The sequence below is a fragment of the Paraburkholderia sp. DHOC27 genome, from assembly GCF_003429005.1.
Lineage (GTDB): Bacteria > Pseudomonadota > Gammaproteobacteria > Burkholderiales > Burkholderiaceae > Paraburkholderia.
Genome location: NZ_QVQV01000008.1, coordinates 71628 through 90920, shown reverse-complemented (window position 1 = coordinate 90920; position 19293 = coordinate 71628). Strand labels below are relative to the sequence as shown.

The window sequence follows — 19293 nt, the reverse complement described above, 5'->3', positions numbered from 1 at the left end:
TCAGTCTTTTTTCGTATCCAGCTTTTTGACGTCGATCGGGCGGCCGCCCATCCAGCTCCGCATGTCTGCGTAAAGATGTTCGAACAGGCCGGTGATGCCGCGCGCGCCCACCAGCAGCACGTGCGACAGTCCACGTAGCGGCGTGTCCTGTTGACGACCCTCGGCCCAGCCCATCCAGGCATCGGCGCGCGCGAAGGTCGTTTTGACGAATTCGTACTCCTGCTCGCGGCTCAGGTCGCCGAAGCGCAAACCGACGCGGCCAGGTGCGGTGAAGCCGACCGTGGCAGGGAACGCATATTCCTCGTCGCCACGGAAGAGCGAGACGGTGACGCGTTCGTGCATCGGCACTTCGATCTTGTTCGGCAGCGCGACACCGACGCCGCCTTCCGAGTAGTCGATGGTCTCGCAGGCCAGCGTGCGGCCGGTGGAAAACTTCAGCATCACCGGCATTTTCATGGCCACGCGGTGCACGGCGCGAATCTGCCGGCGCTCGCTCGCGGCGGCCACGCTCGCGCCGAGAATCAGCATGTTGTAGCCGGTCCACGCGAGGTTGAGCACGGTGGTCTGCACTTCGCTGCGTACGTGGATGTGCAGGTAGATGTGCACGAGGCCCACCACGAAGCCGACCAGGTTCAGCAGCAGCAGGAACAGATACGGCCGCGAGATGGCCCAGTCGAAATAGTTCTTTTCGATCTGGCCGCCCTTGGCGGTCACGTTGAATTTGCCGAGCTTCGGGTTGATCAGCGCGAGCAGGGTCGGCGCGGTGATGTACGAGGCCAGCACCGACTCATACACTTCGGCCCAGAACGAATGGCGGAACAGCCGCTGCATGCGCGAGTTGGTGACGCTCGCATGCATCATGTGCGGCAGCGCGTAGATGGCAATCGTGCTGGCCGCGGCTTCGATCACGTGCGCGCCGAAGAACAGGAACGACAGCGGCGCGGTAAGGAACACGAGACGCGGGATGCCGTAGAAGAAGTGCATCATCGCGTTCAGGTAGCACAGACGCTGGCCGATTTTCAGGCCCTTGCCGGTCAACGGATTGTCGATCCGGAAGATCTGCGTCATGCCGCGTGCCCAGCGAATCCGCTGGCCGATGTGGCCGGACAGGCTTTCCGTGGCGAGCCCGGCCGCCTGTGCGATGGCGAGGTACGCGGTGGTGTAGCCGAGACGGTGCAGCTTCAGGGCAGTGTGCGCATCTTCGGTGACGGTTTCCACCGCGATGCCGCCGATCTCCTCGACCATCGTCCGGCGCAGCAGCGCGCATGAGCCACAGAAGAAGGTCGCATTCCACAGGTCGTTGCCATCCTGCACCAGGCCGTAAAACAGCTCGCCTTCGTTCGGCACCTTGCGAAAGGTGCCGAGGTTGCGTTCGAACGGATCGGCGGAGAAGAAGTGGTGAGGCGTCTGCAGCATCGACAGCTTCTTGTCGCGCAGGAACCAGCCGAGGCCGATCTGCAGGAACGAGCGGGTCGGGATGTGATCGCAGTCGAAGATCGCGAGGTATTCGCCGTGCGTGATCTTGAGCGCCTCGTTGATGTTGCCGGCCTTCGCGTGACGGTTGTGCGTGCGGATCGTCCAGTGCACGCCAGCCTCTTCGCAGAACGCCTTGAACTCGGGGCGGCGGCCGTCGTCCAGCACGTGGATGGCGATCTTGTCGGCCGGGTAGTCGAGCGCGAGCGCTGCATAGATGGTCGGCTTGACCACCGAGAGCGGCTCGTTATACGTGGGGATGAAAACGTCGACGGTCGGCCAGTCGTCGCGCGAGGCCGGCAGCGGCATGGGTTCGCGTTTGAGCGGCCACGCGGTCTGGAAGTAGCCGAGCATCAGCACGATGGTCGAATACACCTCGGCCGAAACCAGCAGCAACCCCCACACGGCATCCAGCGGATGCTCCCAGTACGTCGTGGTGGTCAGGCGCCAGTACATATAGCGGCCCGAGGCGACCACCGACAGCATGATCATCACGAGCGTCGCGTAGCGGCCTTGAAGACGGCGAAACAGCAGCGCGCAGATGAAGCAGGTGGTGGCGAAGGTCAACTGCTCGGCGAAGGCGAGCGGCACCGTGAAGACGAAGTACAGCATCACCAGCGCGAACAGCGTCAGGCAGATGACCACCAGTTTGCTGCTCCACAGACGCGCGTCGATGAAGCGCTCGACGCGCGACGGTTCGGAGGCGGGGTCTTCGAACGACTTGGATTGCGGCGTACTCATGCGACGCTCCCGGGCGACACCGCGATGGCATCGATGCGCGACAGCAGCCACTGGCCGCAGGCGCGAAAATCGGCGGCCGCCTGGCTGAGCGGATCGTAGTGGATGAGCGTCGTGTCGCAGGCGAGCGACTCGCTCACGCCTTCGTCCTGATGGATGACGCCGGGGAACAGTTTCTCGCCGAGCATGCTGCGCAGGACCTTGAGCACGTCCTTGGCAAGCTGGCGCGATTGATCGACCTGATTGACCACGTAGCCTTCACCGCCGAAGTCCGGACGCGGCGCGGCATACGTTTCGATCATGCGTTCCATTTGCGGAATCGCGGCGTACGAGGCGGCATCGGCGAGCACGACGTTCAGCGTGAAGTTGGCCGCGCACAGCGCATTGCGCGTGTACACCGAAGAACCTGGCGGCGTGTCGATGATCACGATATCGGAGGCGTCGAGTCGCAGCGCGTTCAACGAATGCAGCAGCCAGAGCGGATCGTGATCGATGTGCGCTTCGAAGCGGCGGCGGTCGTCTTCGATCACGGCGCCGTAGGGCAGCACGGTGACACCGTCGACGCCATCGAACATCACGGTGCGCCAGGCGTCGCCACTGAGGGTGGCGCGCGACAGACCGTCGATGCTGTCGAGCGGCACGCCGAAGTGCAGCCGCAACGCGTTTTGCGGATCGAGGTCGAGCACGATCACGCGCCGGCCACTGGAAGCGAGGACGGAAGCCAGGTTGGCGGCGAGCGTGGTCTTGCCGACGCCGCCTTTCGCGGATACCACCGCAATGACTTTCATGAGCGACGCGGGCCGTTGGTCAGCCACGAATGAGGAGCGGAGACGGGCGCAGCGGCGTTGCTGGACGCGCCGCGCAGACGATCGAAGACCGAGCGGAGTTCAGCCGGCTGGCTACCGGCGGCGGCCGTGGGCGCAGCCACTGAGGATTGCGGCGCAGTGCCGGCGAACAGCCTGCCGAGAATCGACGGCGGCTGGGGAGCGGGTTGCACGGGCGTGGCCGGTCGGGTCATGGCGGCGAGCGGGTGGGTTCTGAACGGCGAGGCAGGCGCAGCGGCTGGTTTTGCGCTGGCGAACGCAGCGGCTGCGGTAGGCGCAGACGGTGCAACGGGCGGCAACCCGGCTGACGCAAACGTTCGCGTCGACGCGGGTGCAGTGGCCGCTGGGCGGCTAAATACAGACGGCACTGCCATCGTGGGCGCGGCCACTTGAGCGGGACGCATGACGCCAGCGCCTGCGAAGGGCGTTGCAAACGACGCGGCATGCGTCGTCGCGGATTGCGAAGCGGAGTTCGCTGCGACCGGGGGAATGGATGCGACCGGCGGGATCGCAGCAGACGAAGTTGCCGGCGCAACCGGAGGCACAGGCGCAGTCGCCGCGACCGGGGTAACAGGGGCCACCGGTGCCACCGGGGCCACCGGCAGAACCGCCGGAATCTCCACCAGGCCACCGGCGAGCGGCGCCGCGCCGAAGCGCTCACCGCCGCGCGGTCCATCTACCTTGATCGGTTCAGCGACGGGCGGCACGTTGCGGCGATGCGGCCGCGCGAACAGCGGCGCCTTGCTGCGCGGGTTGGCCGTGCTGGCGGCATCGGTGGCACGCGCGGCGAGCGATGCGCCAGCGGCGCCGGTCGTGTCCTGCGCAGCTTCGCCTTCACCCGCTTGCGCGGCTTGTTCCGCCTGCCGTTCGCGGCGCTGCGCGATGGCCGGAATGGGCGTCTGCTTCAGATCCAGCGTGACGAGCAGCGGCCAGCGCGTGCGGGCCGTACCCGCTTCGTTCTCGCGGCCAATCTCCTGGTAGTCACCCGCATTGCCACCGAAATGGCCGAAGAGTGTTTCGATATCGCTGGAAGGACTCATGTTGCCGCCGTCATGTCTATGTCTGTTCGAGCGTTGCCCGACTCGCTTGTCACTTCGGTTGTTACTGCGCCTGTTACTGCGCTTGTTACTGCGCCCGTCGCATCGTCTGGCACGGCGGTTGACCGCGCCGCCGCCGGCACAGCCTCATCGCGTCGAGACGCTTAACCGGGATATCGGCCAAGTCGAAACTCGAGCGTAGCGTTTTCATCAAATTCGCTCGCCTGTGCGACGGCAAGGCCATCCGCACCCAATGCGCTCAGCCACGTCTGATAGGCGCCTTGCAGAAAAGCTGGGGTCCACCCTAATGAGGCGAACCCGAATGCGTGCAACGGCGCAAATGAGTGAGCAATGCGCAGATATTCGGGTTCATCGGTGAGTTCGACATAACCCCAATCCGCTTCTTCCCAGCGTGCATTCAACGCGTGCGCGAGGTCCGCCGTTGACGCACACGGCGGCAGTCCATGCGCAGTGGCGAAACGGCAGCCGACACGAAACATCAACTGGCGCAGTTCATCTTCACTGATTTGCGTGGCAAACTCCTCTGCCAATGCGGTGAGCAAACCGCGCCATTGACGAGAGATCTGTCGGTCAAGCAGGTACTCGAGATTAGGGACCATATTTCCGGAAGTCATGACCGTTAGCGCTTAAACGGAAGCACGGAAACGGACGATTAAATTTGCGTTATAGATCAGACGCGCGTTGCACGCGCCCAGCGGTTATTTTTACGTGCCCTGTTCAATATTTAGCTCCCTATCCCCTCTTTTCGGTCAGTCTACTGAAGTCATTAACTTCGCGCTAGCACTGGTCTGTGTCGACGTATATGCGCTTACGTACGCAACTCGCAATTAGATGCGCCAGCCGTACGAAATTTTTTCCGACGCGTTCTCTTCGATCAGCAATATCGGGCATGAGGCAGCAAGCGCTTTGCAAACGCCGCGTTTGAAATATTCCGCAAGGATGCGCGCGAGTGTTGTGCGCCTGCATCATCGCGCCGGGTAATACGGTGAAACTGCCGTTTGATTCACGCGCGTCACGCAAAGCGAGCGCAACGAGCGTGGCAAAATCAGCCGGCGTTTTTCGATTAGCTTTCGTGGTGTGGGCTTTCGTTACCGCACACTTCATGGTTGATCGCGCAACCGTTGCCACGCATTCTGGTGTGAAATACGGTCTTTGCATGAAACGCCTGTGTCAAGCGCGCACGGATTGCCGTCCGCCCCACGCCGGATCGCTTCTGCGTGGCCTCCGTCTGCTTTCTTCCTCGCATGTTTAGTCCCGTCAGTATTCTTGTTGTTACCGTGCTGTCCGGTTTGATGGCCACCGCCGTGCTGGGCTCGCTGCTGCCCGCGGCCATTCCGGGCCTCGGTTGCTGGATCGCTGCCAACACGCTCGCGGTCGTGTCGCTGCTGCTGTTCGCTACGCAGGGGCACGTGTCGCCGCTGGTGTCGATCGTGGGCGCCAACGAATTACTCGCCGTCTCGGTGATGCTGGTGCTCGAAGGGTGCAATCGCTTCCTCGGGCGCGCACGGCGTCCGCTGGAGGCGTACGCGGGTGCCGCCGTCGTGCTGGTGTCGATCGTGTACTGGACCTTCTACGAGCCGGACTTCGACGCCCGCGTCACGGTGGTGTCGGCGTTTCATGCCTACCTGTATGCGTCGATTGCCTGGGCGGTGCTGCGTGGGCGTCCAGCGGGGCGGCCCAGCTACAGCTACAACTTCGTCAGTGTCGCGGCGCTGCTGTTCAGCCTCGGCCACGCAGCACGCGGACTGGTCTACGGGTTGGGCAATCCCCAGCAAACCGATCTGCTGCAGGTCACGCCGCTCAACACCGCGTTCATGGGCATCGGCATTCTGGCGTTGCCGTGCATGTCGACGGGCATTGTGATGCTCGCGCACGACCGCCTCGCGCAACGTCTCGAGCGTCTCGCGAATGTCGACGATCTCACCGGCGTGTGGGCGCGGCGTGCGTTTCTGACCAAAGCCCAGGCGGTACTCGACGCGGCCGCGCGCAACGGCATGCCGGTTGCGCTTGCCATCATCGACATTGACCGCTTCAAACTCATTAACGACAGCTACGGACACGCTGCAGGTGACTCGGTGTTGACGCACTTTGCAGCCTTCGTGCAGCGCCAGTTGCGCGCGGGCGATGTGTTCGGGCGGCTGGGTGGTGAAGAGTTCGGTGTGCTGTGCCCGGATACGGACGCCGCCCAGGCGGCGATTCTGCTGGAGCGGTTGCGCGCCGAACTGGCCTCAACGCCGCCGCCGGCGCAAGCCGGTGTAGCGGGGCGCACTGCGGACCATACCGCGGGGTATACCTTTAGCTCCGGTGTGGATCAGCTCCGCAACGACGAGCCGCTCGCGGCGCTGATGGCGCGCGCGGACGCCGCGCTGTACGCGGCCAAGGCGATGGGCCGCGACCGGGTGGTGGTGGCCGCCTGACGGAGCGGGCAGGGCGCGCGGGTCACCAAGGTGGGCGCTAAGTTGGGCACTGAGGTGGACACTAAGGGGGCGCCAAAGGCAGGTCGAGCGCGGGCGAGACTCCGCGCGGATCAAACTTTGTTTGATCACAAGCATAAATATTTGTCAGACAGTTGCCGTTATACATCGGCAGAGCGTGACGGAACTGGCCTGATTTCAATCAATATGCTTTCCACCCTGCCTTCCACCCCTAAGCCACACATGAGCGATGTCCATTTGCGTCACCGTTTCCATCGGCGCTCGCTGGAGCAGCAGCGTCCGCTTTCGACGGTCACGATGGCTTTCACCGTCATTGCGGCATTGCTGTTCGTGCTCGCACGCAGTCTGGTGGCCGGCGCCGAGGTCGCGCTGCCGTATCGGCTCGCCTGCGTGCTATGCCTCGGGCTGCTGGTGCTGGCCGTGCGCCGCGCCTCCAGCACGCAGCAGTTCGGTGCTGCCGGTGTCGCCTATACATTAGTGCTGTCAGTTTGCGTGGCGGTGAATGCGGCCGGGCTCGACCAGTCGCTGCTGTGGGTGTTGCCCGCGCTGCTGGTCATTCCCATCTGCGCCGCGCCGCTGTGGCTGACGCCCTCGCACTTCCTGATCGGCACGGTGCTGTTCTACGCGACGGGCCTGCCGATCCTCTTCCGGCAGCCGCTTGGCCACGATCTCGATCTGGTCGCGTGGTTGTGGATGATGATCGGGGTGTCGACGGCAGTGGTGTTTCACTTCGGCTTCTACTGGTTCCGGCGCGATCATTTCCTGCTCGAAGACCGGCTGGCGCGCCTCGCCGCCACCGATCCCTTGACCGGCCTGCAAAATCGCCGTGCCTTCGTGGAGCGTGCCGAGCGGCGGCTGGAGTCGCTCGCAGAAGGGGCCAGGGTCTGCGCAATCTATATCGACATCGACTACTTCAAGTCTCTCAATGACCAGTTCGGCCATGCGCTCGGCGACCAGACGCTTTACGAGGTCGCGCAGGTCCTGATGGACCAGGCGGGCGTACACGACACGGTGAGCCGGATTGGCGGCGAGGAGTTCGCGGTGCTGCGGCGCGACGGACTTGCCTCGGCCATCGAACTCGCAGAGCGCATGCGTGGGGCCATTGCGGACATCGCCCGTCCGGATGGCTACGTCACGGCGAGCTTCGGCGTGGCGGAACACCGGCGCGGCGAAAACATCATGGCGCTGCTCGACCGCGCCGACGAAGCGCTTCGGCGCGCCAAGGACACCGGCCGCAACCGCGTGTGCGCCGAGCGGACGACCCACTTCGATCCGCTGCAAATCCTGCGCGACATCGGGGCAGCCGATGCGCAAGATGGCGCACCAGACAGCAACGCGACGAGGCGTGGACCGCGTTGGGACGACTATTACCTGACCTCGCACTTTCAGCCGCTGTATAGCCTCTCGCATCAGAAGCAGGTGGGTTTCGAGGCACTGCTGCGCGGCGAGCAGGAAGACGGCACGCTGGTGCCGCCGGTGGTGCTGTTCGCGCCGCGGCCGCTCAGCGACGAAGGCGCGCTCGATCGCGCGAGCCACGCGGTGCATCTGCGTAACGCCCAGCGCCTGATCCGGTGCGACGCGTGGATCTTCCTCAACATTTTGCCAGCCAGCTTCGTGGCGGACGGCTACGCGGACCAGTTGTTGAGCCTCGTGAATTCGGCGGGTATCGAGCCAGACAAGATTGTGCTCGAGATTCTCGAATCGCACGGCGGCAGCGTCGACGAGATGTCGCGGGCGGCGGCGCGCTATCGGGAGCTGGGCTTTCTGATCGCCGTGGATGACTTCGGCGCCGGCCAGTCCAACCTGGACCGGCTGTTCCGCATCCGGCCGGATTTCGTCAAGCTCGATGGCGAACTGATCCGCGCGACCATCCCCGGCACGCAGCAGTCGATCCTCCCCAAGCTCGTGTCGCTGCTGCATCAGGCGGGCATGCTGGTGGTGGTGGAGGGCGTGGAGACCACCGAGGAACTGACGCTGGCCGTCGAAGCGAATGTCGATTTCGCCCAGGGTTTTCTGCTGGGCCGGCCGTCTGCGCAGATCGCGCCGCCCGAGTCGGTCAACCGCCTGATTGATCAATGCTTCGATGTGATCGCGCAAGGCCGGGCGCGGCAGCACGCGCTATTCGAAAGCCAGGTTCAGCCGTACCGGATGGCCTTGCGTGATGCCGCCGACGCACTGCTGAACGGCGTCGCCATGGAAGAAGCGTTCGCTGCGCTGGCACGGCAGGAACTGTGCGTCAGTTGTTTCATGCTCGACGCACAAGGGCGGCAGATCGGCATCGAGGTGTGCGGCACCGCTGGAGTCGGCGACGTCAAATCATTGCGGCCGGTGGCCGACCCGCGCGATGCGCGCTGGGATCACCGGCCATACTTCCGCAATGCCGTGCTGCTGCCGGGCATTCCCGTGACCAGTAGTCCTTATCTATCGCTCGCGAGCGGCCGGCCGTGCATCGCCGTGACGGTGGCGATCCAGTCGGGCGATGTGCGCGCGGTGGTGGGTACGGAGCTGGACTGGTCGGCGCCGCATCTGCCGTGGCCGGCGAGCGAGTAGGCGGCTGCGTCTAGCCTGTACGCGGCGCGCCGGTCGAGGCCCGCACCACCAGCTTCGGCGCCGACGTCACGCAGACGCGCGGTTCACCAGCAGCACTGCTGCTACGCGGTGACGCCTCGATCAACTCACGCAGCAAGGACACCGCGAGTTCCGCTGCCTCGACGGTCGGAACGGCGACCGTCGTGAGGGCCGGGCGTGCTTCCTGCGCGAGTTGAATGTCCGTGATGCCGATCACCGAAAGATCGTCGGGCACCCGCAAGCCGAGGTCCGCAGCCGCGTGCAGCGCGCCGAGCGCGGGCAGGTCGTTGGTGGCGAAAATCGCCGTCAATTGCGGGTCCCGTTCGAGCAGTTCGCGCGTCGCGCGATAGCCGCCCTGGGTGGTATCCGCGGCGTGCAGCACGCGTTCTGGCGGGGCATCGAGACCCGCCGCCCTGAGTGCGTCAATGTAACCTTCGTAGCGCGCGGCATGGATGCCCGAGACCTTGCTGCCGACCACCGCGCCGATATGCCGGTGGCCCAGTTCGAGCAGATGCTGGGCCGCCAGTTCGCCCGCGTGCCGGAAGTCCACCGCGACGCACGGCAAACCGGGCGGCTGCAACGGCCGTTCCCACATGCACAGCACGACCGGCGCGCCGCGTGCCTCGGTCTGATGCAGATCCTCGAAGTCGAGATTGGCGTTCATTACCAGCACGCCTTCAGAGAGCGTGCCGGCAATCTGCTGCAAATACGCGCGGCCCATCTGCGGATCTTCGTTCGTATTGCAGATGATCAGGAACTGGCCACGGCTGCGCGCGGCGCGTTCGACAGCCAGCGCGAACTCGGGATAGAACGGATTGGCGATGCTCGACACCATCAGCGCAATGGTCGGCGCGCGGCCCTCGGCCAGCGCACGCGCGGCAAGATGCGGCTGATAGCCGAGCGCCTCGACGGCTTCGAGCACCCGCTGACGCGTGCGTTCGCCGACCCGCCCCCGGTTGCGCAGCACGTTCGACACCGTCGCCGGCGTGCAGCCGGCGCGCCGTGCGACTTCGCTCAGTGTGGTCATGAAGTATTCACTATTTGGGACGATTTCCTGGAATTTGCTTCCCGCCTGCAGGCGCGGCACCATCTGCGGCATAGATAAAACGACATCGGAGATGCTGTACGCCGCATGATCGCCCCGCGATCATTTTTTTTCGGCCGTACAGATTAAGCGCTTAATCTCCGATTTCGAGCTGATTAAATCACGGAGACGAAGCGATGGCGAGCATTTCGTTGAGAGGCGTCCAGAAGTCGTACGGCGAGGGCGCTCCGGTGATTCGCGACGTCGATCTGGAGATCGGGGAAAACGAGTTCTGCGTATTTCTGGGTCCGTCCGGCTGCGGCAAATCCACCTTGCTGCGCATGATCGCCGGCCTCGAAGACGTCACGGACGGCGATCTTTCGATTGGCGGCAAGGTCGTCAACGACGTGCCCTCGGCCCAGCGCGGCGTGGCGATGGTGTTTCAGAGTTACGCGCTGTTCCCACACATGACGGTCTTCGAGAACATGGCCTTCGGCCTGAAGATCGCCAAAACCCCCAAAGACGAAGTAGACCGCCGGGTGCGGGAGGCCGCGCGCATCCTGCAACTCGAGGCGCTGCTCGAACGGCGTCCCAAGGCGCTTTCTGGCGGCCAAAGACAGCGGGTGGCGATTGGCCGCGCGATCGTGCGCGAGCCGGGCGTGTTCCTGTTCGACGAACCGCTCTCGAATCTCGATGCCACCCTGCGCGGCCAGACCCGCGTCGAAATTGCCCGGCTGCATAAACAGTTCGCCACGGCGAGCGTCGTCTACGTGACGCACGATCAGATCGAAGCGATGACGCTGGCCGACAAGATCGTGCTGCTGCACGCCGGCAAGGATACGGAAAAGTACGGCAGCATCGCGCAGATCGGCGCGCCGCTCGAGTTGTATCACCGGCCTGCCAGCCGCTTCGTGGCGGGCTTCATCGGTTCGCCGCGCATGAATTTTCTGGCAGGCAAGGTGGCCGCGATCGACGCGAATGGCGTCAGCGTCACGCTCGACAGCGGCGGCGAAACCGTGCGCGTGAACGTGGACGGCGCGGCGCTGAAGGTGGGTCAGCCGGTCACCTTCGGCGTGCGACCGGAACATCTCGAACTAGAGGCCGCGTCCTCTTCCACTGCGCCCTCGGCCGCTACCACCCAGGCTCAGGCAAACAGCGCGAATGCCGCCGTGCTCACCCGCGTCGTGTCGCTGGTCGAGCAGCTGGGCGAGCACAGCTATGTGCATCTCGAAGAGGCCGATGGCGCCGTGCTGATCGCCAAGGCCCCGGGCGACACGCATCTGAAGCAGGGCGAGCACGCCAGCTTCCGCGCGCCCGCCGCGGCTTGCCACTTGTTTACCGAGGACGGCTTTGCCGTCGCTTCGCTCGCTACCGTCGAACACTACGCATAAAGGACACTCGGATGCGCCTAGGAGTCTGTTATTACCCGGAACACTGGCCGGAATCGATGTGGGAAGACGATGCCCGCCGGATGAAAGCGCTCGGCATCGAGCAGGTGCGGATCGCCGAATTTGCGTGGAGCCGGATGGAGCCGTCGCCAGGTGAGTACGACTGGGGCTGGCTCGATCGTGCCGTCGACGTGCTTGGCGCGGCCGGTCTCAAGGTGGTGATGTGTACGCCGACCGCGACGCCGCCGAAGTGGCTGATCGACCGTCATCCGGACATTCTGCCGGTGGGCGCCGATGGCCGCCCGCGGGCGTTCGGCTCGCGCCGTCACTACGATTTTTCGTCGCCGTCGTATTTCGAGGCGTCGCAGCGCATCTGCACGGCCGTCGCCGAGCGCTACGGCCAGCATCCCGCGGTTGCGTACTGGCAGACCGACAACGAGTACGGCTGCCACCAGACGGTGGTGAGCTACTCGCCGGCGGCCGTGACGCGTTTTCGCGAGTGGCTCAAGGCGCGCTATCAGACCATCGACGCGCTGAACCTCGCGTGGGGCACGGTGTTCTGGAGCATGGAGTACCGCAGCTTCGACGAAATCGACGCGCCCATTGCAACCGTCACCGAGGCGCATCCGTCGCACCGGCTCGACTATCGCCGCTTTGCCTCGGATGAAGTGGCGCGCTACAACCGCATGCAGGTGGAGATCATCCGCGCGCATTCGCCGGGGCGTCCGGTTGCGCACAACTTCATGCAGCTGTTCACCGAGTTCGATCACTACAAGGTGGCCGCGGATCTGGACGTGGCCACGTGGGACAGCTATCCGCTTGGCGCGCTGGAAGAGCAGTGGTACGCGCCCGAGTTGAAGGCGAAGTGGTTGCGCACCGGTCATCCGGATTTCGCATCGTTCAACCATGATGTCTATCGCGGCATGTCGAAGCTGCCGTTCTGGGTGATGGAGCAGCAGCCTGGACCGGTCAACTGGGCGCACTGGAATCCAGCGCCGCTGCCGGGCATGGTGCGGCTGTGGAGCTGGGAGGCGTTCGCGCATGGTGCGGGCTGCGTGTCGTATTTCCGCTGGCGGCAGGCACCGTTTGCCCAGGAGCAGATGCACGCCGGTCTGAATACACCGGACAACCGTCTGGACATGGGCGGCAGCGAAGCGGCGCAGGTGGCCAGCGAGATTCGCGACGTGCTGGCGGCGGATCAGGACGCCAACGCGAATGTGCGTTCGAAGGTCGCGCTCGTGTACGACTACGAGGCGAAGTGGCTGTTCGAGATTCATCCGCAGGGCGCGGATTTTCACTATCCGCGCTTCGCGTTCGAGTACTACTCGGCGCTGCGTGGGCTCGGTCTCGACGTGGACATCGTGCCGGTGGATGCGTCGTTCGACGGTTATCAGATGATCGTGGTGCCGCCCTTGCCGGTGGTGCCGGCTGATTTTGCCCAGCGGCTGGCGGCGTCGGGCGCGCAAGTGGTGCTCGGACCGCGGACGGGTTCGAAGACCGTGGACCTGCAGATTCCCGCAGCGTTGCCGCCGGGTGCGCTCGCCGCGCTGCTGCCGATGCGCGTGTGGCGGGTCGAGTCGCTGCGGCCCAACGTGCAGGAGCCGGTCAGGCTGCGTGCGAGCGCGAGCCTCGATGATGGCGTGGGCCGGCATTGGCGTGATCTGCTCGATACCGGCAGTGTCGAGAGTGCCGGCGCAGACGCGGTGGAAACGCTGGCGCGCTTCGTCGACGGTCATCCCGCGTATGTGCGCAGCGGAGCGGTGCATTACTTCGCGAGTATCTTCGATGATGCGCTGACGACGCGGCTCTTTGCGGGCATTGCTCGCGAAGCCGGTATCGCGACGACCGCGCTTGGCGACGGCGTGCGCATGAGCCGGCGTGGTGGTCTGACCTATGTGCTGAACTACGGCGAGCAGGTGCATGAACTCGTCGATGTGGCCGGAGATGCCTTCGTGATCGGCTCGAACGAAATCGAGCCACAGGGCGTGGCGGTCTATCGTTCTACTGAATGATCAACGTGAGATTGAAGCGGGAAACCTGAAGCAAACCTGAAACGGCATCGAAAACGACGTAGAAACCAAGGAGACAGGCATGACATTCAAACTACGCAAGATTCTGGTTGCTGTCGCGCTGACTGCGGCGGGCGCAGCGGCATCCGTGGCGGGCACCGCGCAGGCGGGCACGCTCGCCATCAACATCGCCTTCAAGGGCGCGAGTCAGCGCGCGGTCTGGCAGCAGGTGCTGGATGAGTTCAAGAAGGCGCATCCCGATGTCGACATCAAGGCGTCGTTCATCGACGAGGAAGCCTACAAGGTGCAACTGCCGGGCTGGCTCACCACGGTCTCGCCCGACATCGTGACGTGGCACGACGGCGAACGCATGGCGTATTACGCCAAGCGCGGCCTGTTCGACGACCTGAGCGGCGACTGGTCGAAGAACGGCTGGAACAACACGTATGCGTCGACCAAGGAAGCGTCCTCGTACAACGGCAAGCAATACGCCGCGCCGACCGTGTACTACTCGTGGGGCATGTTCTACCGCAAGGATCTGTTCCAGAAGGTCGGTATTTCTGCCGAGCCGAAAACGTGGGATGAATTCCTCGACGACTGCAAGAAGCTCAAGGCCGCCGGCATTACGCCGATCGCCGTGGGCGCGCGTGATGCGTGGACGCTCGCCGGCTGGTTCGACTACCTGGACCTGCGTTTGAATGGCAATGCGTTCCATCAGAAGCTGATGGCGGGCGAAGTGCCGTACACCGATCCGCGCGTGAAGAAGGTCTACACGACGTGGAAGCAACTGATCGACGACGGCTACTTCATTGATAATTCGCTCTCCTACGATCTGGATGCGGCGCAACCGTTCCTGTTCCAGGGTAAGGCCGCGATGATGCTGATGGGCACGTTCATCAGCGGTGGCTTCCCGGCCAACGTGAAGTCGGAGATGGGTTACTTCCAGTTCCCGATCATCGACGCAAAGGTGCCGACGGCAGAAGACGGGCCGGTCGAGTCGCTGCACATCCCGTCGAAGGCAAAGAACAAGGCGGACGCGCACGCGTTCCTCGCTTTCGTGGAAACGCCGGAAATTGGCGGACAGCTCGCGACGGGCCTGGGTTCGTTGTCGGCCAACAGCAAATCGCCGGAGCCGGAAGATCCGATCTCGAAGATCGGCTTCCAGATTCTGGCTAACACGAAGGGCGGCATCGCGCAGTTCTACGATCGCGACATGACCAAGGAAATGGCCGACGAAGGCATGAAGGGCATGCAGCAGTTCGTGTCCGATCCGTCGAAGCTCGATGCGGTGCTGGCGCAGTTGGAGCAGACGCGTAAGCGGATTTACAGCAAGTAGTTGCTTGCGGGGCCTCGTTCGGTGCGGGAGAGCCGGGCGGGGCAACGGTTGTGTTGTCCTCGGGAAGGTTGCCCGCGTGAGCGGGCTTTTTTATTTGTGCTGGGCGTGGGCGGGTGATCCGCTACTCCGGCATCTTCCGAAACGAAATAGCAAGGCGGTTCCAGCTATTGATAGCCGAAATCAGCAGCGTCAAATCAACGATTTCTGTGTCGCTCAAATGCGGCTTCACGGCTTCCCACACGGCGTCCGGAACGTGGTCGTGAGATACCAGCGTCACGGCTTCGGTCCACGCCAGCGCGGCGCGCTCGCGCTCCGTGAAGAAGGGCGTTTCGCGCCATACCACCACCGCGGCGAGACGCCGCTCGGTCTCGCCGGCTTGGCGGGCATCGGCCGCATGCATGTCGACACAGTAAGCACAACCATTGATCTGCGATGCGCGCAAACGCACCAGTTCGGCAAGCGGCTTTTCAATGGATGATCTGTCGTTCTGCGCTTCCAGCGCCATCAACGCCTTCACGGCGTTCGGGCTGGCTTGATAAAAGTCGAGGCGTTGTTTCATGGTTTCCATACAGAGTAATGGCGCACGCACGTGCGCGCGCAGAGGGAAGTCACCTGGCCTTCAGCACTCACTCAAGCGCCGCAGCCACCTGGCCTTCAGCACTCATTCAAGCGCCGCAGCCGGTCCAAAAAATTCGAAGTGAGTTTGCGACTCCGGTACACCTGCTGTCTTCAGATGCTTTTTCATGGCCTTCATGAAGCCGATCGGCCCCAGAAAATACGCATCCACGTCACGCGATTCCGGCAGCCATTCGTCGAGCAGCGCTGCGTCGAGATAGCCGATGCTGTCCGCACCCTGATCGCCTGCGCGATGCTCTTCGTAGCAGTAAAAGCGCTTGAGTTGGGGATGCCGAGCTGCAAGCTCGTCGATGGTCTTGCGAAACGCGTGCACGCCACCATTGCGCGCGGCATGAATGAAATGCACCACGCGGTCGGTCTTGAGCGCGGCCTGCAGCATAGCGAGCGTGGGCGTGATGCCCACGCCGCCGCTGATCAGCACGAGCGGCCTATCGTTGGTCTTGAGTGTGAATTCGCCTGATGGTGCAAGCAGTTCCACGGTGTCGCCTTCGTTGACGTTTTCATGCAGATGGTTCGACACCTTGCCATTCGGCTCGCACTTCACACTGATCCGGTATTCGAGGCCGTTGTGTGCCGCCGACAGCGAGTAGTTGCGCCGCACGTCTTCGCCATCGACGATCACCCGCACGCCGATGTACTGCCCCGGATGAAACGCAAGCAGTTCGCCGCCGTCAGCGGGGCGCAGATAGAACGACGTGATCTCGTCGCTCTCGCGCTCCTTGCGCGCGACCACGAAGGGGCGCATGCCGCGCCATCCGCCGGGCGCCGCCGCGCGTTCGGCGTAAATCTTTTCTTCGAGACCGATCAGCAGATCCGCGAGTTGCTGGTAAGCGGCACCCCACGCTTCGATTACCGCGTCCGTGGCAACGTCCGCGCCCAGCACCTCGCGCATGGCGCGCAACAGACTTTTTCCAACCAGCGGGTAGTGCTGGGGCTGAATGTTGAGCGCAACATGTTTGTTGATGACCTGCGCCACGAGATCGCCCAACTGGTCGAGTTGCTCGATATGGCGCGCGTACATCAGCACTCCATGCGCCAATGCGCGCGCCTGCGCGCCGCTCGCCTGATTGGCCTGGTTGAAGAGCGGCCGCACCTCCGGGTAGTCGTCCAGCAGGATCTTGTAGAAGTGCGTAATGAGCGCCTCTCCGCCGCTTTCCAGCAGTGGGACGGTGGCGTTGACGATATCGCGGTGTTGGGCTGACAGCATGATGCAGATCCTTTAAGAGTGAAGGTGAGGCGAAAACAGGCTACGCCGTTTGCTATACAGGTTCTGTGCCCGTTGTAAAATCTTGCTAAATCAATGGGTTAATTTTTTTAATGGTTCATTCGACTCTGGTCACATCGACTCCTTCGGCGGTGCAATTGACTGCCTCGGCGCTGCTCGATGCGCTCACGCCGTTGATGCAGGATCTGGCGCGCGATCTGTCCGAGAGCGAGCGCTACCGGCGCTTGCTGAGCAGCCTGCGCACGCTGTATCCGGCGGACGCCGCGGCGCTGTTGCGCCTCGATGGCGACACGCTGGTGCCGCTCGCCATCGACGGTCTGAGTAGCGACACCCTGGGGCGGCGCTTTCGTGTGAGCGAGCATCCGCGTTTCGCGCAACTGCTGTCGAACCCCGGCCCTACACGTTTTGCCGCGGACTCCGATCTGCAGGACCCATATGACGGCCTGGTGCAGGGCGTCGCTGGGCAACTCGAAGTGCACGACTGCCTCGGCTGTCCACTTTTCATCGGCGAGCGGCCGTGGGGTCTGCTGACGCTCGATGCACTGGATCCGGCCCGCTTCGACAGCATCGACATGGCGTCGCTTCAGGCATTCGTGAGTCTCGCGGCGGCGACGGTCAGCGTGGTCGAGCGGATCGACACGCTCGCACGCACCGGCGAGGAAGAACGCAGCCGCGCGGATGCTTACCGTCAGGCGAGCGGGCAAAGCCGCCGCGAGATGATCGGCGGCAGCGAGTCTCACAAGCGCTTGATGGAAGAGATCGAAGTGGTGGCCGGCAGCGATCTGACGGTGCTGGTGACGGGCGAGACGGGTGTCGGCAAGGAACTGGTGGCGAGTGCGATCCACGCGCTGTCGTCGCGTGCGAGCAAGCCGCTGATCAGTCTGAATTGCGCGGCGTTGCCCGACACGCTGGTCGAAAGCGAACTATTCGGCCATGTACGCGGCGCATTTTCGGGTGCTTCGTCGGACCGGCGCGGCAAGTTCGAACTGGCCCACGGCGGCACCCTCGTGCTGGACGAAGTCGGCGAACTGCCGCTCGTCGTGCAGGCGAAGCTGTTGCGCGTATTGCAGAACGGTCAGTTGCAGCGCGTGGGTTCCGACCGCGAACACACGGCTGACGTGCGGATGATCGCGGTGACGAATCGCGATCTGGCGGAAGAGGTGCGTGCCGGGCGCTTTCGTGCCGACCTGTATCACCGTTTGAGCGTGTATCCGTTGCGTGTGCCGCCGTTGCGCGAGCGTGGCCGTGACGTGTTGTTGCTGGCGGGCTATTTCCTCGAGGAGAACCGGTCGCGGCTCGGATTGCTGAGCATTCGTCTGGCCGCCGATGCACAGGCCGCTTTGCTGCGATATCGCTGGCCGGGTAACGTGCGCGAACTCGAACATCTGATCAGCCGCAGCGCTCTGAAGGCGCTTGCCTCCAATCGTGAACGGCGCTCCATTCTGACGCTGACCGCTGCTGACTTCGCACTGTCTCTCGGACCCGTCGAACATGCCGAGGCGCTTGCAGGCGGCGTTGCGTCGTCAACGCATGCACGCACGCATGGCGCTACGCAGAGCGCCGCGTCCGTGCAAACTGCGGGCCTCGATTTTCGCGGCGCGGTGACGGCGTTCGAACGCACGATGGTGCTCGACGCGCTGGCGCGTCACGGGCAGAACTGGGCAGCCGTCGCACGCGAGTTGGGCCTAGATCGGGCCAACCTGAACCGGCTCGCAAAGCGGCTCGGACTGAAGTGACGTGAAACGACGAGAAGTGAAAGGCCGCGCGCAACGCGCTCAGGCACGTTGCCGGTAGCGATTGACGAGACGCCATAGCGCGCTCACGACAAGCGAGCCGACGCCGATGCCCACGCCGAGCAGCACGATCGAACTCATATGGTCGCGCACCACCGGCATATTGCCGAACAGATAACCAGCGGTGACGAGCGAGACGATCCACAACGCCGCGCCCGCCGTGACGAAGGAAACGAAGCGCGCGAAGCTCATACGCGAAACACCCGCGACAAACGGCGCGAAGGTGCGTACGACGGCAATGAACGGCGACAGCAGAAACGTCACGCCGCCGCGCGTTTCATAGAACGCATGGGCCTTCTGCAACGCACGTTTGTCGAGCCACCGGTAGCGGTAGTCCGCGCTGTAGACCTTCTCGCCCAGCGCGCGGCCAATCAGGAAGTTGACGACGCTGCCCACCACCGTTGCCGCGAACAGCACGGGGACCACCAGCCATGCACTGAGTGCGCCGGTCGCCACGAAGGCGCCGCAGATGAAAATCAGCGGATCGCCGGGCAAAAAGAACAGCGGCAGAAAGCCGATTTCGACAAATATGATGGCGAACAGCATGGCGTAGACGGCATTGCCGTATTGCGCGATCAGCGGGCCGAGGTTGCGGTCGAAGTTCAGGGCAACATGCAGGAAGTGCATCAGATTCATTGCGCGCGAGAGCGGTTCAGGTGGCGAGAGTGTAGTCGTTCAGGCGGGTTGCCGGCACGGCCTGGTGCAGATATCCGCCAGTATGGCGTTTCTGAACGGGCATGATGGCTGTTCGTTTGGCCGCGACGGTGTCACTATTGTCAACGTGGC

Annotated in this window: 14 protein-coding genes; 6 read left to right on the top strand and 8 right to left on the bottom strand. The window is 63.7% G+C overall.

Annotated features, from left to right (window positions below; all coding sequences use genetic code 11):
- From bcsA to bcsD, 4 genes are all read right to left on the bottom strand, one after another.
- Complete coding sequence (gene bcsA / locus D0B32_RS24510; protein ID WP_117336894.1) at window positions 1-2214, bottom strand: UDP-forming cellulose synthase catalytic subunit; 2214 nt, start codon at window positions 2212-2214, stop codon at window positions 1-3.
- Window positions 2211-2999, bottom strand: a complete 789-nt coding sequence (bcsQ, locus tag D0B32_RS24505; RefSeq protein ID WP_117336893.1) for a cellulose biosynthesis protein BcsQ — start codon at window positions 2997-2999, stop codon at window positions 2211-2213. Before bcsQ ends, bcsA begins: the two co-directional genes overlap by 4 nt.
- Window positions 2996-4075 (bottom strand): cellulose biosynthesis protein BcsP, encoded by a 1080-nt coding sequence (gene bcsP, locus D0B32_RS32650; RefSeq protein WP_181969898.1) that lies wholly within the window; start codon window positions 4073-4075, stop codon window positions 2996-2998. Before bcsP ends, bcsQ begins: the two co-directional genes overlap by 4 nt.
- Window positions 4076-4236: 161 nt before the next feature.
- On the bottom strand, window positions 4237-4692 hold the full coding sequence (gene bcsD, locus D0B32_RS24485) for a cellulose biosynthesis protein BcsD (protein ID WP_117336889.1): 456 nt from the start codon (window positions 4690-4692) through the stop codon (window positions 4237-4239).
- Window positions 4693-5337: 645 nt separating this feature from the next.
- Between bcsD and D0B32_RS24480 the strand changes: the two genes are divergently transcribed.
- Together D0B32_RS24480 and D0B32_RS24475 are read left to right on the top strand one after the other, a co-directional pair.
- Window positions 5338-6510, top strand: a complete 1173-nt coding sequence (locus D0B32_RS24480) for a GGDEF domain-containing protein (protein WP_117336888.1) — start codon at window positions 5338-5340, stop codon at window positions 6508-6510.
- Between the two features lie 204 nt (window positions 6511-6714).
- Complete coding sequence (locus tag D0B32_RS24475; RefSeq protein WP_117336887.1) at window positions 6715-9078, top strand: bifunctional diguanylate cyclase/phosphodiesterase; 2364 nt, start codon at window positions 6715-6717, stop codon at window positions 9076-9078.
- A 10-nt stretch (window positions 9079-9088) separates the two neighbouring features.
- Here D0B32_RS24475 and D0B32_RS24470 read toward each other — a convergent pair whose 3' ends face one another.
- Entirely contained in the window at window positions 9089-10123 is a 1035-nt protein-coding gene (locus tag D0B32_RS24470) for a LacI family DNA-binding transcriptional regulator (RefSeq protein ID WP_117337170.1), read from the bottom strand.
- A 194-nt stretch (window positions 10124-10317) separates the two neighbouring features.
- On the opposite strand from D0B32_RS24470, the gene D0B32_RS24465 reads away from it, so the two are divergent.
- From D0B32_RS24465 to D0B32_RS24455, 3 genes are all read left to right on the top strand, one after another.
- Window positions 10318-11511, top strand: a complete 1194-nt coding sequence (locus D0B32_RS24465; protein ID WP_117336886.1) for an ABC transporter ATP-binding protein — start codon at window positions 10318-10320, stop codon at window positions 11509-11511.
- An 11-nt stretch (window positions 11512-11522) separates the two neighbouring features.
- Window positions 11523-13520 (top strand): beta-galactosidase, encoded by a 1998-nt coding sequence (locus D0B32_RS24460; protein ID WP_117336885.1) that lies wholly within the window; start codon window positions 11523-11525, stop codon window positions 13518-13520.
- Window positions 13521-13599: 79 nt separating this feature from the next.
- Entirely contained in the window at window positions 13600-14853 is a 1254-nt protein-coding gene (locus tag D0B32_RS24455) for an ABC transporter substrate-binding protein (RefSeq protein ID WP_117336884.1), read from the top strand.
- Window positions 14854-14974: 121 nt separating this feature from the next.
- Here the strand turns inward: D0B32_RS24455 and D0B32_RS24450 are convergent, their stop codons facing one another.
- Window positions 14975-15412: a carboxymuconolactone decarboxylase family protein gene (locus D0B32_RS24450; RefSeq protein ID WP_117336883.1), complete on the bottom strand. Its 438-nt coding sequence runs from the start codon at window positions 15410-15412 to the stop codon at window positions 14975-14977.
- Window positions 15413-15514: 102 nt separating this feature from the next.
- The gene (hmpA, locus tag D0B32_RS24445; RefSeq protein WP_117336882.1) at window positions 15515-16696 is read right to left on the bottom strand and encodes an NO-inducible flavohemoprotein; all 1182 of its coding nucleotides are present in this window, start codon (window positions 16694-16696) and stop codon (window positions 15515-15517) included.
- Between the two features lie 110 nt (window positions 16697-16806).
- Here hmpA and norR point away from each other — a divergent pair, with 110 nt between their 5' ends.
- A complete protein-coding gene (gene norR / locus D0B32_RS24440; RefSeq protein WP_117336881.1) occupies window positions 16807-18450 on the top strand; it encodes a nitric oxide reductase transcriptional regulator NorR in 1644 nt (547 codons plus the stop codon).
- A 39-nt stretch (window positions 18451-18489) separates the two neighbouring features.
- On the opposite strand, the gene D0B32_RS24435 is transcribed toward norR, so the two are convergent.
- A complete protein-coding gene (locus tag D0B32_RS24435; protein WP_117336880.1) occupies window positions 18490-19143 on the bottom strand; it encodes a VTT domain-containing protein in 654 nt (217 codons plus the stop codon).
- Window positions 19144-19293 lie beyond the last annotated feature (150 nt).